The following is an 18,764-nucleotide window of genomic DNA, read 5'->3' as shown; positions in this document are numbered from 1 at the left end:
TTGCGGCAGAGATGGCGCACAGTCCAGACAAGGCTCAAGCCGAATGCAGCCACTGCATGGCCTTGGCATCTTCGGTAAACGGGAAATGCCGCACCTCGGCCCCCGAGAAATGCTTGCCCATGAACTCGGCCATTCCTGCCAGATGGCTGTCTGTGACCAGAGCGACCTGCTCCACCTGCTTGCGGTGGTCACGCACGAAGTTCATATGAGCACTGAACCCGGCCCAGTTTTCCCAGCCGGGAAAGTCCTTGGCCTGAACCATCACGCCGTGCAGCTTGGGGTGATCTTCCAGAAATGCGTCTAAATCCTGGCTTACGCCGTCGAAATCCTGCTCGGTCAAAGGACCATGGGGCTCAAGCAACAAGATTCCTTCAGGTTTCATAAGGGAGTAATTGAGCATGTTCAACTCCTGCAATGAATCATCACTGTACGACTTTGCAGGCACGCTCGCAGCCCTAGACAGTACAGGCATCGCAGGTTTTGAGTCCCGCTTATGGGCAGCCAATGGCTTGGCTCACCGCTTGAAGCTGCTCTTTCAGCGCCGTGCGCAAATCCTCGCGCATGGCGTCCCGGGTCAGCAGCTCCTCGGCGTATAGAGCAGCCCAGTCAATGCCCACGCCCAGCAAGGCACCGGCCACGGCTCCGGCAACCGCACCGGCAGCCGTACCAATGCCTGGCACAACCGAGCCCACCGCCGCACCGGCCACCGCTGCGCCTGCCTTGCCCAGCCCCTGCTTGGCGGCGGCCTTGGCCAGCACCTTGCTGGCGGCTTTCATGGAGGTTTTGGCCATGGCCTTGCCCGTGACCACCGCCGCAAAAGCGCCAGCCCCCGTGCCTGCCGCTGAGCTGACCGTCAGACGCTGGCGCGCATTGCCCAGCAAATCCAGTGCAGGCAGTTGAGGCACATCGGCCTGCACCAGACATTGGCTGGCATCCAGCGCCAGATGATGGCGCGCCAGCGTTTCCTGAACCTGTTGCTGACCTTGTGAAAGGACTGCACCACTTGTCTGCGCCTGCTTTTGCAGGCTCTGCATCCAGCCCTCAAGCCCGGGCGTTGCGCCTAATGTCTCGGTCAGCTTGCGCTGCAAAAACTGGCTGACATCGCCGGTAAGCAGGCTGAAGATACGCCCCCACTCTGCGCCCAGGCTGAAGTACCAGTCCAGATAACGCTCCACTGCCGCATCCAGTTGCTGATTGATGGCCGGAATGCTCTGGCACAGCGCCTTGCTCGCCTGTGTCTTTCCCAGAATTTGCAAGGCCTGCTTGCGTGTCGCCTCCAGCGTCCCAAGGGTGTAGAGCTGCTGACCGATGCGCTCGCATTCGATCAGAGCTTTGAGCGCCAGCGGGCTCTCGTGCTGGCGTGCCAGCCCATCCACACTGGCGGTGGTTTGAACCAGAATGCCCAGAACCAGCACAGCCACCAGTGCCAGCAAAAGCGCGCTATTCACTGCAGAGCCAGCAGCCTGCGGCGGCCTGGCCTGCCGAAAAATAGTCGCAGAGCTTGATGCGCCCTGCATAGCGCTGCCCAGACACAGCAGCACACCCACCGGCCCAAACAGCGCCAGCAGTAACCAGCGCAAAGCAGGTGTTTGCGGTAAATCGGCCAGCGCGCCACCTGCGATCTGCACGGCCAGCAAAGCATCCAGCCCCCAGCGCACCAGTCCCGAAGGCGCTGCGTGAATCTGGCTCAAAGCGACATTCAATGCCGCAGGCTCCATGCCGCTAGAAAGCGCACGGCCAAAGTCCTGATGGCGAGCCATGCCATACAACCAGGCACTGCCCAAAATCACCAGCAGCAGCCACTTGGCCATGCGCTGGCTCCACGCCCATGCAAAGGCTGAAGAAGAAAATTCAAGCGCCAGCTTGCGCTGCGCCCACCAAGCCCAGCCCGCATACAGCAAGGGCGCGCAGGCCAGCAGCCCCCATTCCCAAGGCGCCAGAAACCATGATTGCCAGAGCGTTGTCGTGCACAGCAGCAACGCCAGCGCCAATGCCTTGCAAGCTGGCCACCAGCCGCCTGAAAGCCAGCGCGCTATGCACCCCTGTGGTGAAAATTGAAAATGCCACAGCTTTTTGCGCAGCATAAAGGCCAACCACAGGCCCCATGCAGGCAGCAGCGCTAGCAGCAGAACGGCAAGCAGCCAGAGCCATGGCGGCAGCCGTGTCAGAAGGTGAGAAAAACCGGCCAGCGCTGCCAGCCAGAGCCAACCCAGAAGCACCGTACGCACTACCCGCAAAGGCATGGCGCGCATCAATTCAGCACCCGGCTGGTGGCCTGCACTCATGACTGACTGCTGAGGTCTTCCGCTGACTGGCTTGTGCCGCCTCTGCCCGCTGCCGCAATGCCTCGCGCCATGCGTGCGTTGTAGACGCTCAGGCGGCTCAGGCCCAGCTGCAGGGCCACTTTGGCATCCGATGCGGTACCGAGCAAGGCGACCGCCGCATCGCTCCAGACAAAAGCGCTGATGCCCGCACCGGTTACAGAAGCAATACCCAGCTCACCGCGCTTGGCAACTACGCTGGCTTTGCTGATGCCCAGTTGCTTGGCCAGCTCCGCATCTGAGTCGCTGCCCAGCAACGCAATGGCCTCAGGCGTCCACTGAAAATGGCCAAAGGCCGCAATCCCCAGCGCATTGCGTTTGAGGTTAACGGTCTTGGCCGACGTGCCCCAGCGCTCAGCCAGCACAGCATCTTTTTCGCGGCCCAGCTGGGCAAGCATCTCATCGGTCCATTGCAGTGCAGCTTTGCCCATGCGAGCCCATTCCTTTTTCTATATTTCATTAAAAACAGGCTGTAGCGCTTATTAATCAAGCGCCAGCAGCTATCAATTAATGAGTATGACCCCAGTAAATCAGGGCTTCACGGCCTTCCACGGACAAAGACACTTGGGCACCCACAGGCAGAAGCACCTTGGTTGGCACATGACCAAACGGCAGGCCTTGCAACACAGGGCGCTTGATCTGCATGCGCAACCAGTCGATGACGGTCTGCAGCTTGAAGCCCTTGTCGTGCGTGGTGAGCTTGAACTCGGTGAACTGACCAAACACGATGGCCTTCTGCTTTTGCAGCACTCCGGCCAGCATCAGCTGAGTCAGCATGCGCTCAATCTTGTAGGGGTGCTCGCCCACGTCTTCAATAAACAAAATGCCGCCATCAATCTGCGGAAAGTACGGCGTACCCAGCAGTGACACCAGCACCGCCAGATTTCCGCCCCACAGCGTGGCAGCGCCGGGCACATAGAAATCCTTGAGCTGAGGCTTGCCGTTGGGCAGCTCGCCAATCTTGGGCATCTGCCAGCCTGCGCCCTCGCCCTGACCGCTGAGCAAATCCTCAAAACAGTCGAGCATGATGTCGTCCACGGGCTCGCCCGTTTTCTTGGCGTCCACCCCAAAGTCGGCATTCAGCGCAGGGCCTGCCCAGGTGGTCGCGCCGGTCTGGGCCAGCATGGCCAGCTGGAAGGCTGTGAAGTCGCTCAGGCCCACAAACTTGGTGCCGTTGGCGATCGCCTTGGCCACGGTCTTGTACTTGATGCCAGGCAGGATGCGCGTGAGGCCGTAGCCGCCGCGCGATATCAGTGCCACATCGGCACCGCTGGCTGCAGCGCGGTGAATGGCGGCCAGACGCGTGGCGTCATCGCCCGCAAAGCGCTGGCTGCTGGTCAGTGCGTCAGCATCGACCTCAACCTCATGGCCCAGAGCCTCCAATTGCTTGATACCGCGCTTGAAGGCTGCCTTGTCGCGCACCGCGCCCGAAGGCGAGTAGATATAGATATGCCTGGAGCCATGGCTGTGGTCATGGCCGCAGCAGCTGCCGTCGGCGCTGTGCACATGATCGTGATGGTCATCATGCTCGTGATGCGCGTGGTGTTCATGGCCGCAATGCTCGTCATGCACATGCTCTTCATGGCCGTTTTTGTGCGAATGCTGGTGTGCGTGATCGTGGCTGGATGCCGGGGATTTGCGCGAGGTTGCCAAAGCCTTTTCATGCAACCGCTGGCTGCATGCTCCGTGAAAGGGTGATGAATCCGCAGATTCAAGAGTTCAGATCAATGATCTGCAGCATGGGCTGCAGACTACGGCGCAAAGTATTCCACAGCCGCTGCGGCGCTGCCCTGCTTTGCCGCAGGAACCGGAGAGCCATACTGGGTTTGCAGCCAGACTTCAGACAAATGCGGCATCTGCGCCAGTTGCGGCGCAGCTTGCTGCCATGCAGCCTGCCACTGCACAAGCGACACCAGTTGCTCGGACGCTGGCGGCTGCAGCCACAGCTTGCGGGCCTGTGCCCATTGCAGCAAAAGAGGCTCAGGCACGGCGGGCAATTCAGCCTGCACACGCGGCCAGGCCTTGAGCGCTGCGCGGTGGCCGCTTTGCGCAAAAGGGGCGCTCCATGCACGGGTTTCTCCAGCTTTTTCGACCTCATACCTCGTTGCACCGCCCTCCATCTGCGCCATCGCCTTGGCAACATCCCATGAAGGCTTGCGCGCCGCCTGCTCCATCCATTGCTGGCGGCGCTCGGGCTGCTCGGCCTGCGGCCAGACATCTATCAGCCATACGCCTGCAAAACGCTCAGGCATGGCTTGTGCAGCAGCTAGCCCCAGCCGCCCACCATCGCCACGGCCCAGCAAAATCACCTGCTGCAGATCCAGCGACTGAACCAGCTCAGCAATGATTTGCTGATGCCATTGCGCCGTGTGCTGCCTGTCTTTCTTGGGTTGATCGCTGCGGCCAAAGCCGGGCAGATCGGGCACAACCACCCTGTGCCCAGCCGCCAGCAGTCCCGCCAGCAGATGCCTGAATTCATAGCCCCAGCCGGGGCTGCCATGCAGGCACAACCAGGTCAGCGGTGCGCTGGCTGGGCCTTCATCCACCACGGCCAGACGCAGGCCGTTGAGTGCCGGTAGATCGCTGCGCCACTGCGGCTGCCATGGCCAGTGGGGTAAATCAGCAAAGGCTTCTGCAGGGTTGCGCAGCGCCCAGTCTTTGAGCGGGTGCGGCTCAAGCGCTTTTTTTTCCTTGCGGCGCTGCTGAAAGAACTCGGCCATCAAGGCAGCGCATTCCTCGGCCAGCACGCCGCGCAGCACCCGAGTTTGGTGGTTGATTTCAGAATAGCCAAACACATTGAGCACCGAGCCCGCCGCGCCAGTCTTGGGCTCGGCCGCGCCATAGACCACCGTATCCACGCGCGCATGCAGCATGGCGCCGCTGCACATGGTGCAGGGCTCCAGCGTCACGTAAAGGGTGCAGCCTTCCAGCCGGTAATTGCCCAGCGCCTGCGCCGCTTCGCGCAACGCCAGTACTTCAGCGTGGGCCGTAGGATCGAGAGCAGACAGCGGACTGTTACGGCCACGGCCAATGATCTGACCGTTCCTGACCACCACCGCACCGACAGGCACTTCGCCGCAAGCTGCAGCCGCACGGGCCTGCTCCAACGCCTGGCGCATGAAGTGCGGGTGCACGGAATCATCAAAATCCATAGCTGTATGCGCTTTATGTGAAAGGGATAGCGGGTCATTTCTTCAAAAACCAGCCCATCAACATTCAACGAGCCGGCACTACCAGCTCTTTGCGTTCACCCGAGGCATAGCCGTAAAGCGTGACGCGCGGGTTCTCCAGCTCGCCTTGAGAATCAAAGGCAATCGTGCCGGTCACACCTTCGTAATGCGTCTGGCGCAGGCGGGGCAGATAGGCTTCGGGGTGAACAGAGTCCGCGCTGATGATGGCCTGTGCCAGCACCATGGTGGCGTCATACGCGTAAGGGCTGTAAACCTGATATTGACCGGGGAAGCGCTGGTCGTACTTCTGCTTCCACGAAGGGCCGCCGGGCATGCTGGCGAGTGAGTTGCCGCTCATCACGCAGACCACATTCTGGAGTGCGGGGGCCTTGTCTGCCATTACCGGCAAGCGCTCGGAACATTGGGCGTCGCCGCCCAGAAACTTGACCTGATTCATGGCCAGCTGCGACATCTGGCGCAGGATGGGGCCCGCCTGTGCATCGAGACCCGCAAAGAAAATCGCATCGGGCTTATGGCGCTTGATGGCAGTGAGGACGGACGAGAACTGCGTCGCCTTGTCGCTGGTGTACTGCTTATCCACGATCTGCACATCGCGCTCGGCAGCAGCCGCTTCAAACAGCTTGACGATGCCTTGGCCATAGGCAGTGCGGTCATCAATGATGGCCACGCGCTTGACGCCCTGATGTTTGACGGCGTAGTCCAGCAAGGCATCGACCATGGCTTTGTCGCTGGCGATGACGCGGAAGGTGTCGTCATAGCCCACGTCAGTAATGGCTGGGTTGGTGGCTGCGGGCGTGATGTTAGGGATGCCGCATTCGTTGTAAATCTTGGCTGCAGGCAGCGTGGTGCCGGACTGCAGGTGGCCAACCACTGCGGCCACCTTCTTGTCGCAGAACATGCGCGCCAGAGACGTGGCCTGACCGGGGTCACCGGCATCGTCACCGGCTTCCAGCTTCCACTGCACATTTCGGCCGCCCAGCTGCAGCTTGCGGGCGTTGAGGTCTTCAATCGCCATGCGCACACCGTTTTCCTCATCCTTGCCCAGCGCGGCGATGGGGCCAGAGACCGGGCCGCCATGAGCAATGCGCACCACCAGAGGCTTGTTCACGTCAGCCGCGCCTGCTGCATACGCCATAGGCATCAGTGGCAGGCTTGTTGCAGCCAGTGCCAGAACGGATGGGATATGGATACAACGGCTCAGGGCCGCACGAACAGTCATGGACATGCTTTCTCCTAGGATGAAACAAGAGGCTGGCACACCGGCCTGAGCGCTGCAGGCTTGGCGGTGAGATCAGGGTGCCTGATCAGGCATGGGCCGCGGCGCATTGAGCGCGGACTCAAGCTGCTGGCGATATTGCTGCTGGACCTGCTGGCTGTGCTCACGCACATTGGCGGCCTCAGAGCCTTGATTGTGCCCTGCGGGCAAGGACGGGGTCTGGCGGGCCAGACTTTCCTGGCTGCTTTGCCAGCTTTTCTTGGCCATCACCCCCACCACCGCCAGCACGATAACAAGGCTGAGCACCCCAAAGACAGCTCTCATGATGGAATCCGGCAGTTGCGACCTGGGGATTTGAACATGTCTTGAGCACCGCGTGTTGACAGGCGATGCCCCACTGCAGCGCTGAAACTGGGCCTTCCTGAGATAATCCCGCCCCTATGTCTCTCCTGCCCCACCAGCTCGAACTCCTGTCCCCGGCCCGCGATGCCGATATCGGCATTGAAGCCATCAACCACGGAGCGGACGCCGTCTATATCGGCGGCCCGGCCTTTGGTGCGCGTGCCACGGCGGGCAATGACATCCGCGATATGGAGCGGCTCATCAAGCACGCCCACCGCTTTGGCAGCCGTATCTTCATCACGCTCAACACCATCTTGCGCGACGATGAGCTGGAAGGCGCGCGCCAGATGGCCTGGGATATGTACAACCTGGGCGCAGATGCACTGATCATTCAGGACATGGGCCTGCTAGAGCTTGATCTGCCGCCCATTCAGCTGCACGCCTCCACCCAGACCGACATCCGCACGCCCGAAAAAGCGCGTTTTCTGCAAGATGCAGGCCTGTCGCAAATCGTGCTGGCGCGCGAGCTGGACCTCAGGCAGATCGCCGCCGTGCGCGCCGCTACCGACCCGGCACGCACCTCCATCGAATTCTTCATCCATGGTGCGCTGTGTGTGGCCTACAGCGGCCAGTGCTACATCACCCACGCTCACACGGGCCGCAGCGCCAACCGCGGCGACTGCAACCAGGCCTGCCGCCTGCCTTATGAGGTGATGGACGACAAGGGCCGCATCATTGCCCATGAAAAGCATGTGCTGTCGATGAAGGACAACAACCAGAGCGACAACCTGCGCGCCCTAATTGATGCTGGCGTGCGCAGCTTCAAGATCGAGGGACGCTACAAGGACATGGGCTATGTGAAGAACATCACCGCCCACTACCGCAAGCTGCTTGACGAAATCATTGAAGAGCGCGAGTTCTCCGAGCAGCCGCTGGCGCGTTCATCGTCGGGCACGACCACCTTCAACTTTGAACCCGACCCCGATCAGAACTTCAACCGCGAGTTCACCGACTACTTTGTCAACGGCCGCAAGGATGACATCGGTGCCTTCGACACGCCCAAGACCCCTGGCCGCGCGATTGGCTGGGTCACTCAAGTGGGTGATAAGTGGTTAGAGATCGAAACCAGCGACAAGGCCAGTGAACTTCACAACGGCGACGGCCTGTGCTACTACGACCTGCAAAAAGAACTGGTGGGCGTGCACATCAATCGCGCGGAATGCATGCATGCCAAGAAAGGCATCTGGCGCCTGTTCCCCCGCAGCGAGATGACCGAGTTCAAGGACTTGCGCAGGGGCATGGAGATCAACCGCAACCGCGACATGGACTGGGTGCGTTCGCTGGAGAAAAAATCCAGCGAACGCCGCATTGGCCTGTGGGCCGAGTTCAAGGAAGCGGCCAACGGTTTTACCCTGACACTGACCGATGAAGATGGCTTTGCAGCCACTGCATCCATCGAACAAGAGCACCAAGCCGCAACCGATACGGCCAAGGCCGAAGCCACGCTGCGCGAGCAACTGGGCCGCTTTGGCACCAGCATCTTCTCGGTCAACGACATCAGCCTGACGCTGTCTCAGCCCTGGTTTGTGCCCGCCTCCGCGCTGAACCAGCTGCGCCGTGATGCGCTGGCTGCACTGGAGACCGCCCGTGCCGATGGTCTGGTGCGCCTGCCCCGCGCCCAGCCTGTGGAGCCACCAGCGCCCTTCCCTGAAGACACGCTGACTTATCTGGCCAACGTCTACAACCAGAAGGCGCATGACTTCTATATTAAGCACGGCGTGAAGGTGATTGACGCCGCCTACGAGAGCAAGGAAGAAGAAGGCGAAGTGAGCCTGATGATTACCAAGCACTGCGTGCGCTTCTCTATGAGTCTGTGCCCCAAGCAGGCCAAGGGCGTGATCGGCGTCAAGGGCACCATCAAGGCCGAGCCGCTGCAGCTCATCAACGGCAAGGAAAAGCTGACCCTGCGCTTTGACTGCAAGCCCTGCGAAATGCATGTGGTGGGCAAGATGAAGAAGTCGGTGATGAACCAGCACGCCAAGGAAATGCAGGAGCACCCTATGCAATTCTTCCGCACACGCCCCACACCTCAAAAACCTGCATAAGCACGTTTTAACGGCATCAAAAAAGCCCGCAACCGGTAACGGTTGGCGGGCTTTTTTGATGCCTGACACCTACTAGAGAAAACCCTTAATTTACCTCTTTCACACGAATCGTCTATTTTTTAAGCAATCCGTGCAAAGCACCAGCTGGCGCGGGTTTCAGCGTATAAAAGCGGAGTTTTCCACAAAAGCGTCCACATGATGCGGGGATAAAATCTGCAGCGTCCTACAAACACAACTGTACACATTCACAGTTGCCAAAAATGGACTCAGCCCACAGTCCTGCCGCTGTGATTTTGCAGCTTGCTGCAGGCCTCTTCCAGCAAGCGGGCCACTGCTGGCACCAAGGTACTGAAATTGGCAAAGCCATGCAGCATTCCCTCTGCGCGCATGGTTGAAACCGGCACGCCCGCCTGCTGCAAACGCTGGGCAAAGCCTTCGCCTTCATCGCGCAGAATGTCCAGCTCGGCCGTCACCAGCACGGCAGGAGGAAGACCCGCGACATCGGGGTACTGCATGATGGATGCGAGTGGATGCGCTGGCACGCCGGGGTGATAGTGACGCCACATGGCGGCCATGGCCTCACGCGTGAGAATGGGCATTTGCGCATACAGCGCATGCGATGGAGCATCCATGCGCGAATCACAGACCGGGTAGAACAACAGCTGCTGCGCGATACCATTCCAGCCATCCTCCCTGGCGCGCAGGCAGGTCGCTATCGCCAGATTGCCACCGGCACTGTCACCCGCTACCATCAGCTGACTGGCATCACAGTTCAGCTCAGCCGCATGGTCGGCCACCCAGCGCGTGGCGGCATAGGCATCATCCAGCGCAGCAGGGAACACATGCTCGGGCGCCAGCCGGTAATCGACCGATACCACATTCATGCCTGTAATGCGCGCCAGATGGCGGCACAGGTTGTCATGCGTATCCAGCGTACCAATGCACCAGCCACCGCCATGAAAATAAACCATGACGGGGGCTGACTGCGCAGTGCTGGGGCGGTACAGGCGCAGCTTCATGGCCTGCCCATCGCCACCGGGAATGCTCAGCTCACGCACCTCATGCATGGGCAGGTTGCCGGGTGGAAACGCCATGTGATCCATGAGCTTGCGGATTTCTGGCACGGGCGTATTCACAAAATCCATAGGCGGAGCATCTTTGAATTGCTCAAGCACAGCGGCCATTTCGGGGTGTATCTGCATCGTCACTCCTTGTCTTTAGAGGGGGCTGTCCGCAGCTCTCCGGCTGCGGACCATTCAAGCGAAAACTCAGGCTACGGCCTCTTCGGTCTGGTGATGGGTGAAGTCCTGCCACACGGGAGCGAGCATTTCTTGCCTGAAGCGCGACTGCGACCAGGGCCAGGTGTTGGGGACACCGTTCTTGTCCAGATACCAGCTATTGCAACCCGAGCCAAAGACCGAGCCCTTGGCCGCCTGCTTGCGATCATGGTCGTACTGCGCCAGCGCCTCGGGCTTGGCAGACAGACCTGCCACGCCCGCCTGCTCACCACGCTCAATCAGTTGGGAGATATAGCCCCACTGCATCTCGGATGTGTCGATCAAAGAGAAGTTGCCCACGGGCGATGTGGGCCCGTTCATGAAATAGAAGTTGGGGAAGTCCGGCACCGAGATCGATTTGTAGGCCGTGGGCACATCACTCCATGCCTGCTCAAGCGTCTTGCCCTGCAGACCCGTCACATTCATTGGGCGCACATAGCGATCGGTCTTGAAGCCGGTGGCCAAGACAATGATGTCCACTTCATGCAGCACACCATCGCTGGTGCGCACGCCACTTTTCTCGATCTGGCTAATACCATCGGTAATCAGCTCAGAGCCGGGCTGCTGAATCGCCTTGTAATAGTCGGGCGAGTAAATCAGGCGCTTGCAGCCCGCGCGGTAATTGGGCTGTAGCTTCTGGCGAAGTACCGGGTCCTGGATGGAGCCATCCAGGTTGTCCTGGCAAAGTTTCTGAATTTCCTGGATTTGTTCGGAGTTTGGATCCAGTACCGCCTCGGTAAACCGCTCCACATTAGCCAGATAAGTCGGCTCGCGTTGCAAATAGGTCAACAAATCACGGTTGCTGCGGAACTCGGCACGCTGCTCTTCGGTAAAAGCGGGATTTTCGACCGGAAATATCCACTGCGCCGTGCGCTGAAAATGGCGTACTTTGCTGCGGGCAGCCAGTGCCGAAACAATTTGAACGCCCGTCGATCCCGTTCCGATAATGGCAATTTTCTGATCGTCCAGTGCCACCGAATGGTCCCATCGTGCGCTGTGAATCACATGGCCACCGAAGTCCTCCAAGCCCTTGATCTGTGGATAGTTGGGGTGGTGCAGCACACCCGTCGCCGCCACCACCACACTGCCTAGGTAGCTCTGGCCATGCTGATCCTTCAACTCCCAGGCGTCGCCCTTCCACGCGGCGCTGGCGATTTCGGAATGGAAGCAAACATACTCGGCGATGCCGTATTTATCAAATACCGCCTGAAAATACTGTTGAATCTCTCCGCCGGGTGGCAGAACACGCGACCATTCCGGATTGGGTTCAAAAGAATAGGTGTATGCGTGAGATGGAACATCGCAGGTCAAGCCTGGATATGTATTATCCCGCCATGTCCCACCCAGAGTTTCTGCCTTTTCCAGAATAATGAATTTTTTGCCGCTATTCTTGAGATGAATGCCAGCCAGAATCCCAGACATTCCACAACCAATCACAATTACATCATATTTCATGGCGCTCACTCCTTAATACATTTCAATCACTTTGGCTGCTGAAAATCCGCCATCCACCGGGATATTGGTGCCAGTTATAAAAGACGCCATATCCGAGAGAAGAAATGCGACGGCATTGCCCACTTCATGGGCTTGACCCGCCCGGTGCAGCAAATGCTGTTTGACAAACCCGTTATAGGCAGGGCTTTGATCCAGGCCGGCGGTCATGGGCGTATGAATCAGGCCAGGGCTGATGGCATTGATACGTACGCCATGTGGGCCCAGATCCGCCGCTAGGCTGCGCACCATCTGAATGACTGCGCCCTTGGAAGTGCAATACGCAAGATTGCTGGGGTTGCCGAGAATGCCGTTGATACTGGCAACAGCCACTATCGATCCCTGCTTGCGCTGCTTCATATACGCTGCCACAGCTCTGGCACTGAGCATGGTTCCCGTCAAATTCACCTGCAGTACCTGCTCCCACTCCTGCAACGTCATTTCCTGCAAGTTGCCCACTCGCGAAATACCTGCGGAAGTGACCAGCCCATCAATTGCGCCATGCTGAGCCAGAACCTTCTCAACCAGTGCCTGCGTCATTCCCCAATCTGTCACATCGAGCGCTTGAAACTCGCAGCCCGAAGGCAAGGCCTGGCTCTGCGCTACATCCGCGCAGATCACGTGGGCACCACTGGCAGCAGCCACTTCAGCGGCTGCAAGTCCGATTCCCGAGGCGCCCCCCGTAATCAGAATGACTTTACCCTTCAACCCACTCAATAATTCGTTCATTCAAACCTCAACGCATATTCAATGAATCGCAAATCAGCGACATGGGTATTTTTCTCATTTAAAGAAATAAATCACTGTGAATTCTCCTCTTTACAAAAGCAGAATGTGATCGCAGCCTCTCGGGTAAACCATTAATCCATTTGAACGAGTGTCGGCCCTTCTTTTTTTATGTCAATAGGCTATTTATTATTAATTTCCAGCACTGCGAACACACTCAAACTCTGTCAAGCGGGAATGCATCAAATATTTTCTTTATTACTCAATGCTTTAATAAAGCTGTATTGATTGAAATGGGGAAATCATGAAAGTAGCTGTCATCACTGGCGCTGCCAGTGGCATTGGAGCCGGCCTTGCCAAACAGGCCGTCGCATTGGGAATGAAGGTCGTACTGGCAGACCGAGACCAGGCAGGCCTGGAAAAAATCGCCCAGGAACTCGGTGACCAAGCGCTGGCCGTGGTGACCGATGTCACCAGTCAGGCCTCGCTAGACGCACTGGCCGACAAGGCCTATGCCGCTTTTGGTCAGGTAGACATGCTGTTCAACAACGCGGGCGTACTCACCACCGGAAACTGCTGGGAAATCAGCGATGCCAAGTGGCAGCAGGCCTGGCAGGTCAACGTCAATGGCATCGTCAACGGCCTGCGCACCTTCGTGCCACGCCTGCTCAAGGCAGACCGTCCAGCACGCATCATCAACACCGCATCCGTCGGCGGCTTTTTGCCCAGTCCTCTGATGAGTCCCTACTCGGCGACCAAATTTGCCGTGGTGGCGCTGACCGAGAGTCTGGTCAATGAACTGGCCACGTTGAATCCACAGATCAAGGTCTCTCTTCTGGCACCGGGCCCTGTCAAATCCGCTATCTTTAGAGAAGCGCCATCCGAAGCATCTGCGCAGTTCCACAGCCTGATGACCCATATGCTTGATGAAAATGGGCTGGATGCAGATGAATTTGCCCGCCTGGTTTTTGAAGCCATTGATCGCGGTGAATACTGGATCGTTCCGCAGCCGCAAATGCTGGATCCTTTGCTGGAAGCCCGCAACAAGATCATTGCCGAGCGAACCAACCCCGTCTTTGCCTGGTCACCCGAAGCCGTGAATTGATCGTCAAAAAGCCAGCGGCAAGCTGGCTTTTTGACGATGCGCCGACGATCTCAACCGCCCCAGAGCTCCTTGGCGATCTGTTCGAACTGGCGGCGCATCACATTCTTTTTCACCTTTCCCGTCGCCGTTGCCGGAAACGTATCCACAAAGTGCACCAGCTTGGGGACTTCAAATCCTCCCAGGTGATTGCGGCAATGCGCCAGCACGGACTCCACATCCACCGTCGTGCCAGGCTTTCGCACCACAAAAGCACAAACCGCCTCACTCCAGTGCGGATGCGGCAGGCCAAAAACAGCAGCTGCTGCTACATCCGGGTGAGCGAGCACCACGGCCTCAACCTTGACGCTGGCCACGTTCTCACCGCCGGTCTTGATCATGTCTTTTTTGCGATCAATGAACTCCAAACGGCCCTGCGCATCCCAGCGCCCCAGATCACCCGTGTGGTGCCAGCCAAATTTTTGCGCCTCTGCTGTGGCCTTGGGATCCTTGAAGTAGCCCAGCATGACATTGGGGCCGCGATGCACGATTTCACCCAGTTGATTGGCTCCGAGTAAATTGCCACTGTCATCCATCACAGCCGTCTCGCAGGTCGTCAGCGACCGGCCCCAGAAGTTGGCATCGCACTCCGGGTTGCTCAGCGGATAAAAGGTCATGGTTGCCGGGTAGATCTCGGTCTGCCCCGTGGCCAGCGAAATATTGCGGCACATGCGCTGGGCGATCTGCGCAATCAGCGGCTTGGGAATGGGCGCCATGGCATAGATGCACTGCCGAATCGAGGTGGGCGCGAAACTGGGGTCCGCCAGCACGGCTGCATACATCAAAGGCAAACCCACAAAAATCGTGACATTCTCACGAAGTACCAGCTGGCTCACCTCGGCCGGTACAAACTGCCGCGTAAACACCGTGCAGGCACCTGTCGCCAGCGCTGTCTGAACCAGAGCGTGCTGTGCGCAGTGAAACAATGGCAACCAGCCACTGAGCACATCCGCCTCGGTATATTTCATTTCATCAATATTGCCCTTGACCGCGGTGTAGACCGACAAATGCGAGTGCACCACGCCCTTGGGATTGCCGGTCGTGCCGCTGGTGTACATCAGCAAGGCGGCCTGGTTGTCGTCGATATCGACCTCAGGCAAAGCATCCGGCTGCCCCGCCTCTGCCTGCTGCAAAGACACGCCCGAGAGGCCCTGGAGGCTTGAGCCGCCTTGCACCTGCGACCGCGTAATGATGAGCGGCAACTGCAGGCTCTGCAAAAGCTCTGGCAAGCCGGGCAAGCCCAGCAGCTCCTGATCAACCACCACTGCCGAGACATCAGCGTGCCGCAAGATGTAGTCAATGGCAGACACCTCCAGCTTGATGTTCACAGGCACCCACACCTGAGAGGCTTTGTGAATGCCATTGCAAGCCACCACCATATCAATGGAGTTGGCGCACAGCATGCCAATCTGTTTACCTGCGCCGAACTTTGACAGCAGATAGTGCGCAAAGCGTGAACTGCGCGCATCCAGCTCGGCGTAGCGCAGGCGCTGATCGCCATCAACCAGCGCAGTGCGCTCGCCAAATTTCAGCGCCGTTCGATGCAGCAGGTCGCCCAGTGCAATGCGCCGTATACGGCGCGCCTCTTTCGTCAGACTCATCTCGATCATGGTTGTCCCCTTGATTGTGTGTGACTCCAAACCCCAGTGCTCACGCTTTTTATTGTTGTATCTCTACGCTTTCTCTCGCATACCGGCGGCCGCAGCAGTGATCATGGGAGACAGCTGCCCCTGCGCGCCCCCATCGCAGGCGATCACAGTGCCCGAGATATAGCTGGCCGCATCGCTACCCAAAAACATGGCCAGCCGGGCAATGTCATCCGTTGTGCCCATACGCCCCAGCGGCACCATGCTGCGCACCATCGCGTCCCCTTCTTCGCCCTGCGGTGCCAGTCGGCGCATGCCTTCCGTGCCTTCAATCGGACCGGGAGAAATCGCATTCACCCGCACGCCTTTGGCACCCCACTCCAGAGCCAGAACTCGCGACAACTGGTCCACACCGGCCTTGGCCGCGCAGACATGGGCCTGATACATCATCGGCACGGTGGACTGTGGTGCGGTGATGAAAATCAGACTCGCACCCGGCTGGCGCAAATGCACCAGCGCCTGCCTTGCTACGTGAAAGCTGCCCAGCAAATCAATTTCCAGAACCACCTTGAAGGCGTTGGAAGACATCTGCTCCGCAGGCGCCAGAAAATTCCCTGCCGCGCCAGACACCAGTACATCCAGCGGCCCATGACGCTCCACGGCCTGCGCAAGCGCAGCCGCAACCGCCGGCTCATCGCGCACATCGGCCACCACGCCTAGCGCGTCTGCACCCAGCGTGGCAACCGCCGCATCCACATTGGCCTGCTTGCGGCTGACGACCGACACCTTGGCTCCGGCTTTGGCATAGGCCTGCGCAATCCCCAGATTGATGCCCGTGGTACCGCCAAACACCATCACATGGCGGCCTGTGAAATCGAATTGCACATTCATGATGTTTCAGCCCTCTGCGCGCAACAGCGCTTTTTGAATCTTGCCCGCCGGAGTCAGCGGCAGCTCGGCCCGCAGCACCAGCTGGCGCGGTACTTTGTAATCTGCCAAGTGCTGGCTGCAATGCGCCAGCAACTCGGCCTCTTTCAAAACCACACCCGGCCTGCCCACCACGTAGTAACGCCCCACCTCGCCCAGCACCGGGTCTGCCACGCCAATGCCCGCGACCATCATCACGCCTGGGTAGCTGGCGATGACAGCCTCCACCTCGCTGGGGTAGACGTTGAAGCCGCCCTGAATGAACATGTCTTTCTGCCGCCCCTTCAGGTAGATCAGGCCTTGCTCATCCACAAAGCCCAAATCCCCTGAATGCAGCCAGCCTTCGGCAAAAGCATTCGCGTCTTGCTGCTGCCCCACATAGCGCTCAATCACCGCTGCGCCGCGAAACCACAGCTCGCCCACTTCACCGGGGGGCAATGCTGCGCCATCTAGCCCTGCCACACGCATTTCTGCGCCCGCCAGCGGCTTGCCAATACTCTGGAGCAACGCCTCCTGACTGGCCTGCCAAGGCGTCATCACCATCGCCCCCGAAGTCTCAGACAGGCCATAAAGATTCATGATGGCTACGCCCGGAAACAGCTGCTGAATGCGGCTGAGCAATGCGGGGTCCACATTCGAGCCACCCACCACAATCAGACGCAGCCGGCTCAAATCTGTCTCTGGCAGCAGTGGATGCATGAGCAGCAAAGTCAGCATCGTGGGCACACCGACCAGCCAAGTCGGGGGGTGGCGATGCGCCATCTGCAGCACCGTTTCTGGGCTGAACATGGGAACCAGCTCACAGGTTCCGCCCGCCAGCAGCATGGTCAACACACCGCAGGTAATGCCGCCCACATGATTGAGCGGCATGGCCAGTTGCACCAAATCATCCCCACTGGCGCGCACATGGCTGCACTGCGCCAGCGCAGAGCCCAGCTGAGAGCGATGTGTGAGACCTGCCGCCTTGGGCCTGCCTGTTGTGCCCGAGGTGTAAATAATCATCAGCAGGTCATCGGGCTGCGCACCCTCCCCATAACCTGAGGGCTCGTGAGCTGCCTGCAACTGCTGCTCAAACCCGGCATCCACCCACAGCAAATGCTGTAATGACTCAAAACGCTGTCTGGCTTGATCCAGATAAACCACATAGTCAAAGCCCGCCATCTCGTGCGGCGCAAGCACGGCCTTGATGGCGCTGTCTTGCAGCATGAAATCCAGCTCGGTGCTGCGATAGCGAACACTGAGCCCGACCACGATCGCGCCCATTTTTGCGGCAGCCAGATACGTCAAAATCCACGGCAAACCATTGGGCAAGATGATGCCAATGCGGTCACCGCGTCGCAGACCTTGGGCAAACAAAGAATGCGCCCACGCCTCAGCCATGGCATCGACCTGCTGCCAGTTGTAGCTTCGGTCTTGATCGATATAAGCCGTTTTATCGGGATATGCGGCTGCCGTCTGGGCCAAAGCCTGTGCAACGGTTTCAGGAGTAGTCTGCTGAATCGGTAGAGCGTTCATATGCAGCTCTTCAAACTCAGGCCGCCAGATGCAGCATTATTCGCGCTTCCTTCGGCGTGGCCACTTCGCGCCCCACATCTCTGGCATAGCGCGCCAGTTGCTCAATCAGCGGCGCATTCGAGGTGACCTTGCGACCGTCTGGCAGATAGAAAGTGTCTTCCAGACCACTGCGCAGATGGCCTCCTAGCTCCGCAGTACGCAAATGCGCAGGCCAGATTTCACTGCGGCCAATCAAGGTGGTCTGCCAGGGCGCATCCTTGATCTTGAGCTTGAGCAAAATGGGCAGCAAATCTGGGTCGGCAGGCATGCCGGATTCCACGCCCATCACAAAGTTGTACTCGGGCAAGCCTTTGTACATGCCAGTTTCCACATACATGCCGACACAGCGAACAATGCCCACGTCAAAGCATTCAAACTCGGGCAGCGTATTCGTTTCAGCCATCACATCCAGAAAATCCTGCACCTTGGCGGGCTGGTTGTCGAACAGCATGGGCGGCCAGGCCCAGCTGCCGTTGCTGCGCGTTTTCAGGTAATTGAGCGAGCCCGCATTGCAAGCCGCCATCTCGGGGCGCGTGGCACGCAGACAGTCCAGCGGACCTTGATAATCAGGCCCGACCACGCCCGTGGTCTGGTTGATGATGATGTCCGGGCAAGCATCGCGCATGGCATCAACGCAGGCCTTGGCGACTACGGGGTCCCAGCTTGGCAGGTGGCCCTTGCCTTCTTCCTGCTTGCGAAAGTGCACATGCACCACCGATGCACCGGCGTCGTAAGCCCGGCGTGCTTCTTGCGCCAGTTGCTCTGGCGTCACAGGCACATGGTGCTGCTCAGGATCGGTAAGAACACCCGTGATGGAACAGGTGATGATGGCTTTATCGGACATTGTTGCTCCTTAAATAGAAGCTGATAGCGCTTGATAGATAAGC

At 59.0% G+C, this 18,764-nt stretch carries 16 protein-coding genes; 2 read left to right on the top strand and 14 right to left on the bottom strand.

Features of this window, described 5'->3' with window-relative positions:
- Positions 1 to 34 precede the first annotated feature (34 nt).
- The 7 genes from CLU84_RS06720 to CLU84_RS06685 all read right to left on the bottom strand — a co-directional run bounded on the left by CLU84_RS06720 (position 35) and on the right by CLU84_RS06685 (position 7,052).
- Positions 35 to 400, bottom strand: a complete 366-nt coding sequence (locus tag CLU84_RS06720) for an STAS/SEC14 domain-containing protein (protein WP_099736526.1) — start codon at positions 398 to 400, stop codon at positions 35 to 37.
- 91 nt (positions 401 to 491) lie between these two features.
- Positions 492 to 2,285: a hypothetical protein gene (locus tag CLU84_RS06715; RefSeq protein WP_099736525.1), complete on the bottom strand. Its 1,794-nt coding sequence runs from the start codon at positions 2,283 to 2,285 to the stop codon at positions 492 to 494.
- Positions 2,282 to 2,752 (bottom strand): hypothetical protein, encoded by a 471-nt coding sequence (locus CLU84_RS06710; protein WP_099736524.1) that lies wholly within the window; start codon positions 2,750 to 2,752, stop codon positions 2,282 to 2,284. Before CLU84_RS06710 ends, CLU84_RS06715 begins: the two co-directional genes overlap by 4 nt.
- A gap of 76 nt (positions 2,753 to 2,828) precedes the next feature.
- Positions 2,829 to 3,893 carry an LD-carboxypeptidase gene (locus CLU84_RS06705; RefSeq protein WP_199173762.1) on the bottom strand — a complete coding sequence of 355 codons (1,065 nt, stop codon included), beginning with the start codon at positions 3,891 to 3,893 and terminating at the stop codon, positions 2,829 to 2,831.
- Between the two features lie 179 nt (positions 3,894 to 4,072).
- Positions 4,073 to 5,473 carry a tRNA adenosine(34) deaminase TadA gene (tadA, locus tag CLU84_RS06695; protein ID WP_099736521.1) on the bottom strand — a complete coding sequence of 467 codons (1,401 nt, stop codon included), beginning with the start codon at positions 5,471 to 5,473 and terminating at the stop codon, positions 4,073 to 4,075.
- Between the two features lie 64 nt (positions 5,474 to 5,537).
- On the bottom strand, positions 5,538 to 6,737 hold the full coding sequence (locus CLU84_RS06690; protein ID WP_099736520.1) for a branched-chain amino acid ABC transporter substrate-binding protein: 1,200 nt from the start codon (positions 6,735 to 6,737) through the stop codon (positions 5,538 to 5,540).
- Between the two features lie 66 nt (positions 6,738 to 6,803).
- Complete coding sequence (locus CLU84_RS06685) at positions 6,804 to 7,052, bottom strand: hypothetical protein (RefSeq protein WP_099736519.1); 249 nt, start codon at positions 7,050 to 7,052, stop codon at positions 6,804 to 6,806.
- Positions 7,053 to 7,168: 116 nt separating this feature from the next.
- On the opposite strand from CLU84_RS06685, the gene CLU84_RS06680 reads away from it, so the two are divergent.
- The gene (locus tag CLU84_RS06680) at positions 7,169 to 9,175 is read left to right on the top strand and encodes a U32 family peptidase (protein WP_099736518.1); all 2,007 of its coding nucleotides are present in this window, start codon (positions 7,169 to 7,171) and stop codon (positions 9,173 to 9,175) included.
- 266 nt (positions 9,176 to 9,441) lie between these two features.
- On the opposite strand, the gene CLU84_RS06675 is transcribed toward CLU84_RS06680, so the two are convergent.
- The 3 genes from CLU84_RS06675 to CLU84_RS06665 form a co-directional block, all read right to left on the bottom strand.
- Positions 9,442 to 10,377 carry an alpha/beta hydrolase gene (locus CLU84_RS06675; protein WP_099736517.1) on the bottom strand — a complete coding sequence of 312 codons (936 nt, stop codon included), beginning with the start codon at positions 10,375 to 10,377 and terminating at the stop codon, positions 9,442 to 9,444.
- 66 nt (positions 10,378 to 10,443) lie between these two features.
- Positions 10,444 to 11,907, bottom strand: a complete 1,464-nt coding sequence (locus tag CLU84_RS06670) for an NAD(P)/FAD-dependent oxidoreductase (RefSeq protein ID WP_099736516.1) — start codon at positions 11,905 to 11,907, stop codon at positions 10,444 to 10,446.
- A 12-nt stretch (positions 11,908 to 11,919) separates the two neighbouring features.
- On the bottom strand, positions 11,920 to 12,672 hold the full coding sequence (locus tag CLU84_RS06665) for an SDR family NAD(P)-dependent oxidoreductase (protein WP_099736515.1): 753 nt from the start codon (positions 12,670 to 12,672) through the stop codon (positions 11,920 to 11,922).
- Positions 12,673 to 12,973: 301 nt separating this feature from the next.
- Between CLU84_RS06665 and CLU84_RS06660 the strand changes: the two genes are divergently transcribed.
- A complete protein-coding gene (locus CLU84_RS06660; protein ID WP_099736514.1) occupies positions 12,974 to 13,774 on the top strand; it encodes an SDR family oxidoreductase in 801 nt (266 codons plus the stop codon).
- A gap of 50 nt (positions 13,775 to 13,824) precedes the next feature.
- Here the strand turns inward: CLU84_RS06660 and CLU84_RS06655 are convergent, their stop codons facing one another.
- The 4 genes from CLU84_RS06655 to CLU84_RS06640 all read right to left on the bottom strand — a co-directional run bounded on the left by CLU84_RS06655 (position 13,825) and on the right by CLU84_RS06640 (position 18,721).
- Entirely contained in the window at positions 13,825 to 15,420 is a 1,596-nt protein-coding gene (locus CLU84_RS06655) for a class I adenylate-forming enzyme family protein (protein WP_099736513.1), read from the bottom strand.
- Positions 15,421 to 15,483: 63 nt separating this feature from the next.
- Positions 15,484 to 16,287 carry an SDR family oxidoreductase gene (locus CLU84_RS06650; RefSeq protein ID WP_099736512.1) on the bottom strand — a complete coding sequence of 268 codons (804 nt, stop codon included), beginning with the start codon at positions 16,285 to 16,287 and terminating at the stop codon, positions 15,484 to 15,486.
- 6 nt (positions 16,288 to 16,293) lie between these two features.
- On the bottom strand, positions 16,294 to 17,838 hold the full coding sequence (locus tag CLU84_RS06645; RefSeq protein WP_099736511.1) for a class I adenylate-forming enzyme family protein: 1,545 nt from the start codon (positions 17,836 to 17,838) through the stop codon (positions 16,294 to 16,296).
- 16 nt (positions 17,839 to 17,854) lie between these two features.
- A complete protein-coding gene (locus CLU84_RS06640; protein WP_099736510.1) occupies positions 17,855 to 18,721 on the bottom strand; it encodes a 3-keto-5-aminohexanoate cleavage protein in 867 nt (288 codons plus the stop codon).
- Between the last annotated feature and the right edge of the window lie 43 nt (positions 18,722 to 18,764).

The sequence above is a fragment of the Comamonas sp. 26 genome, from assembly GCF_002754475.1.
GTDB lineage: Bacteria > Pseudomonadota > Gammaproteobacteria > Burkholderiales > Burkholderiaceae_C > Comamonas.
The sequence above is the reverse complement of the archived record's forward strand: the minus strand, read 5'-3'. Positions and strand labels throughout refer to the sequence as shown.

What these genes read in the sequence shown, in the direction of transcription:
- tadA (WP_099736521.1), bottom strand. Translation starts at nt 5,473, where the DNA reads ATGGATTTTGATGATTCCGTGCACCCGCACTTCATGCGCCAGGCGTTG.
- CLU84_RS06675 (WP_099736517.1), bottom strand. Translation starts at nt 10,377, where the DNA reads ATGCAGATACACCCCGAAATGGCCGCTGTGCTTGAGCAATTCAAAGAT.
- CLU84_RS06640 (WP_099736510.1), bottom strand. Translation starts at nt 18,721, where the DNA reads ATGTCCGATAAAGCCATCATCACCTGTTCCATCACGGGTGTTCTTACC.
- CLU84_RS06680 (WP_099736518.1), top strand. Translation starts at nt 7,169, where the DNA reads ATGTCTCTCCTGCCCCACCAGCTCGAACTCCTGTCCCCGGCCCGCGAT.
- CLU84_RS06650 (WP_099736512.1), bottom strand. Translation starts at nt 16,287, where the DNA reads ATGAATGTGCAATTCGATTTCACAGGCCGCCATGTGATGGTGTTTGGC.
- CLU84_RS06720 (WP_099736526.1), bottom strand. Translation starts at nt 400, where the DNA reads ATGCTCAATTACTCCCTTATGAAACCTGAAGGAATCTTGTTGCTTGAG.
- CLU84_RS06655 (WP_099736513.1), bottom strand. Translation starts at nt 15,420, where the DNA reads ATGATCGAGATGAGTCTGACGAAAGAGGCGCGCCGTATACGGCGCATT.
- CLU84_RS06715 (WP_099736525.1), bottom strand. Translation starts at nt 2,285, where the DNA reads ATGAGTGCAGGCCACCAGCCGGGTGCTGAATTGATGCGCGCCATGCCT.
- CLU84_RS06710 (WP_099736524.1), bottom strand. Translation starts at nt 2,752, where the DNA reads ATGGGCAAAGCTGCACTGCAATGGACCGATGAGATGCTTGCCCAGCTG.
- CLU84_RS06690 (WP_099736520.1), bottom strand. Translation starts at nt 6,737, where the DNA reads ATGTCCATGACTGTTCGTGCGGCCCTGAGCCGTTGTATCCATATCCCA.
- CLU84_RS06685 (WP_099736519.1), bottom strand. Translation starts at nt 7,052, where the DNA reads ATGAGAGCTGTCTTTGGGGTGCTCAGCCTTGTTATCGTGCTGGCGGTG.
- CLU84_RS06645 (WP_099736511.1), bottom strand. Translation starts at nt 17,838, where the DNA reads ATGAACGCTCTACCGATTCAGCAGACTACTCCTGAAACCGTTGCACAG.
- CLU84_RS06670 (WP_099736516.1), bottom strand. Translation starts at nt 11,907, where the DNA reads ATGAAATATGATGTAATTGTGATTGGTTGTGGAATGTCTGGGATTCTG.
- CLU84_RS06665 (WP_099736515.1), bottom strand. Translation starts at nt 12,672, where the DNA reads ATGAACGAATTATTGAGTGGGTTGAAGGGTAAAGTCATTCTGATTACG.
- CLU84_RS06660 (WP_099736514.1), top strand. Translation starts at nt 12,974, where the DNA reads ATGAAAGTAGCTGTCATCACTGGCGCTGCCAGTGGCATTGGAGCCGGC.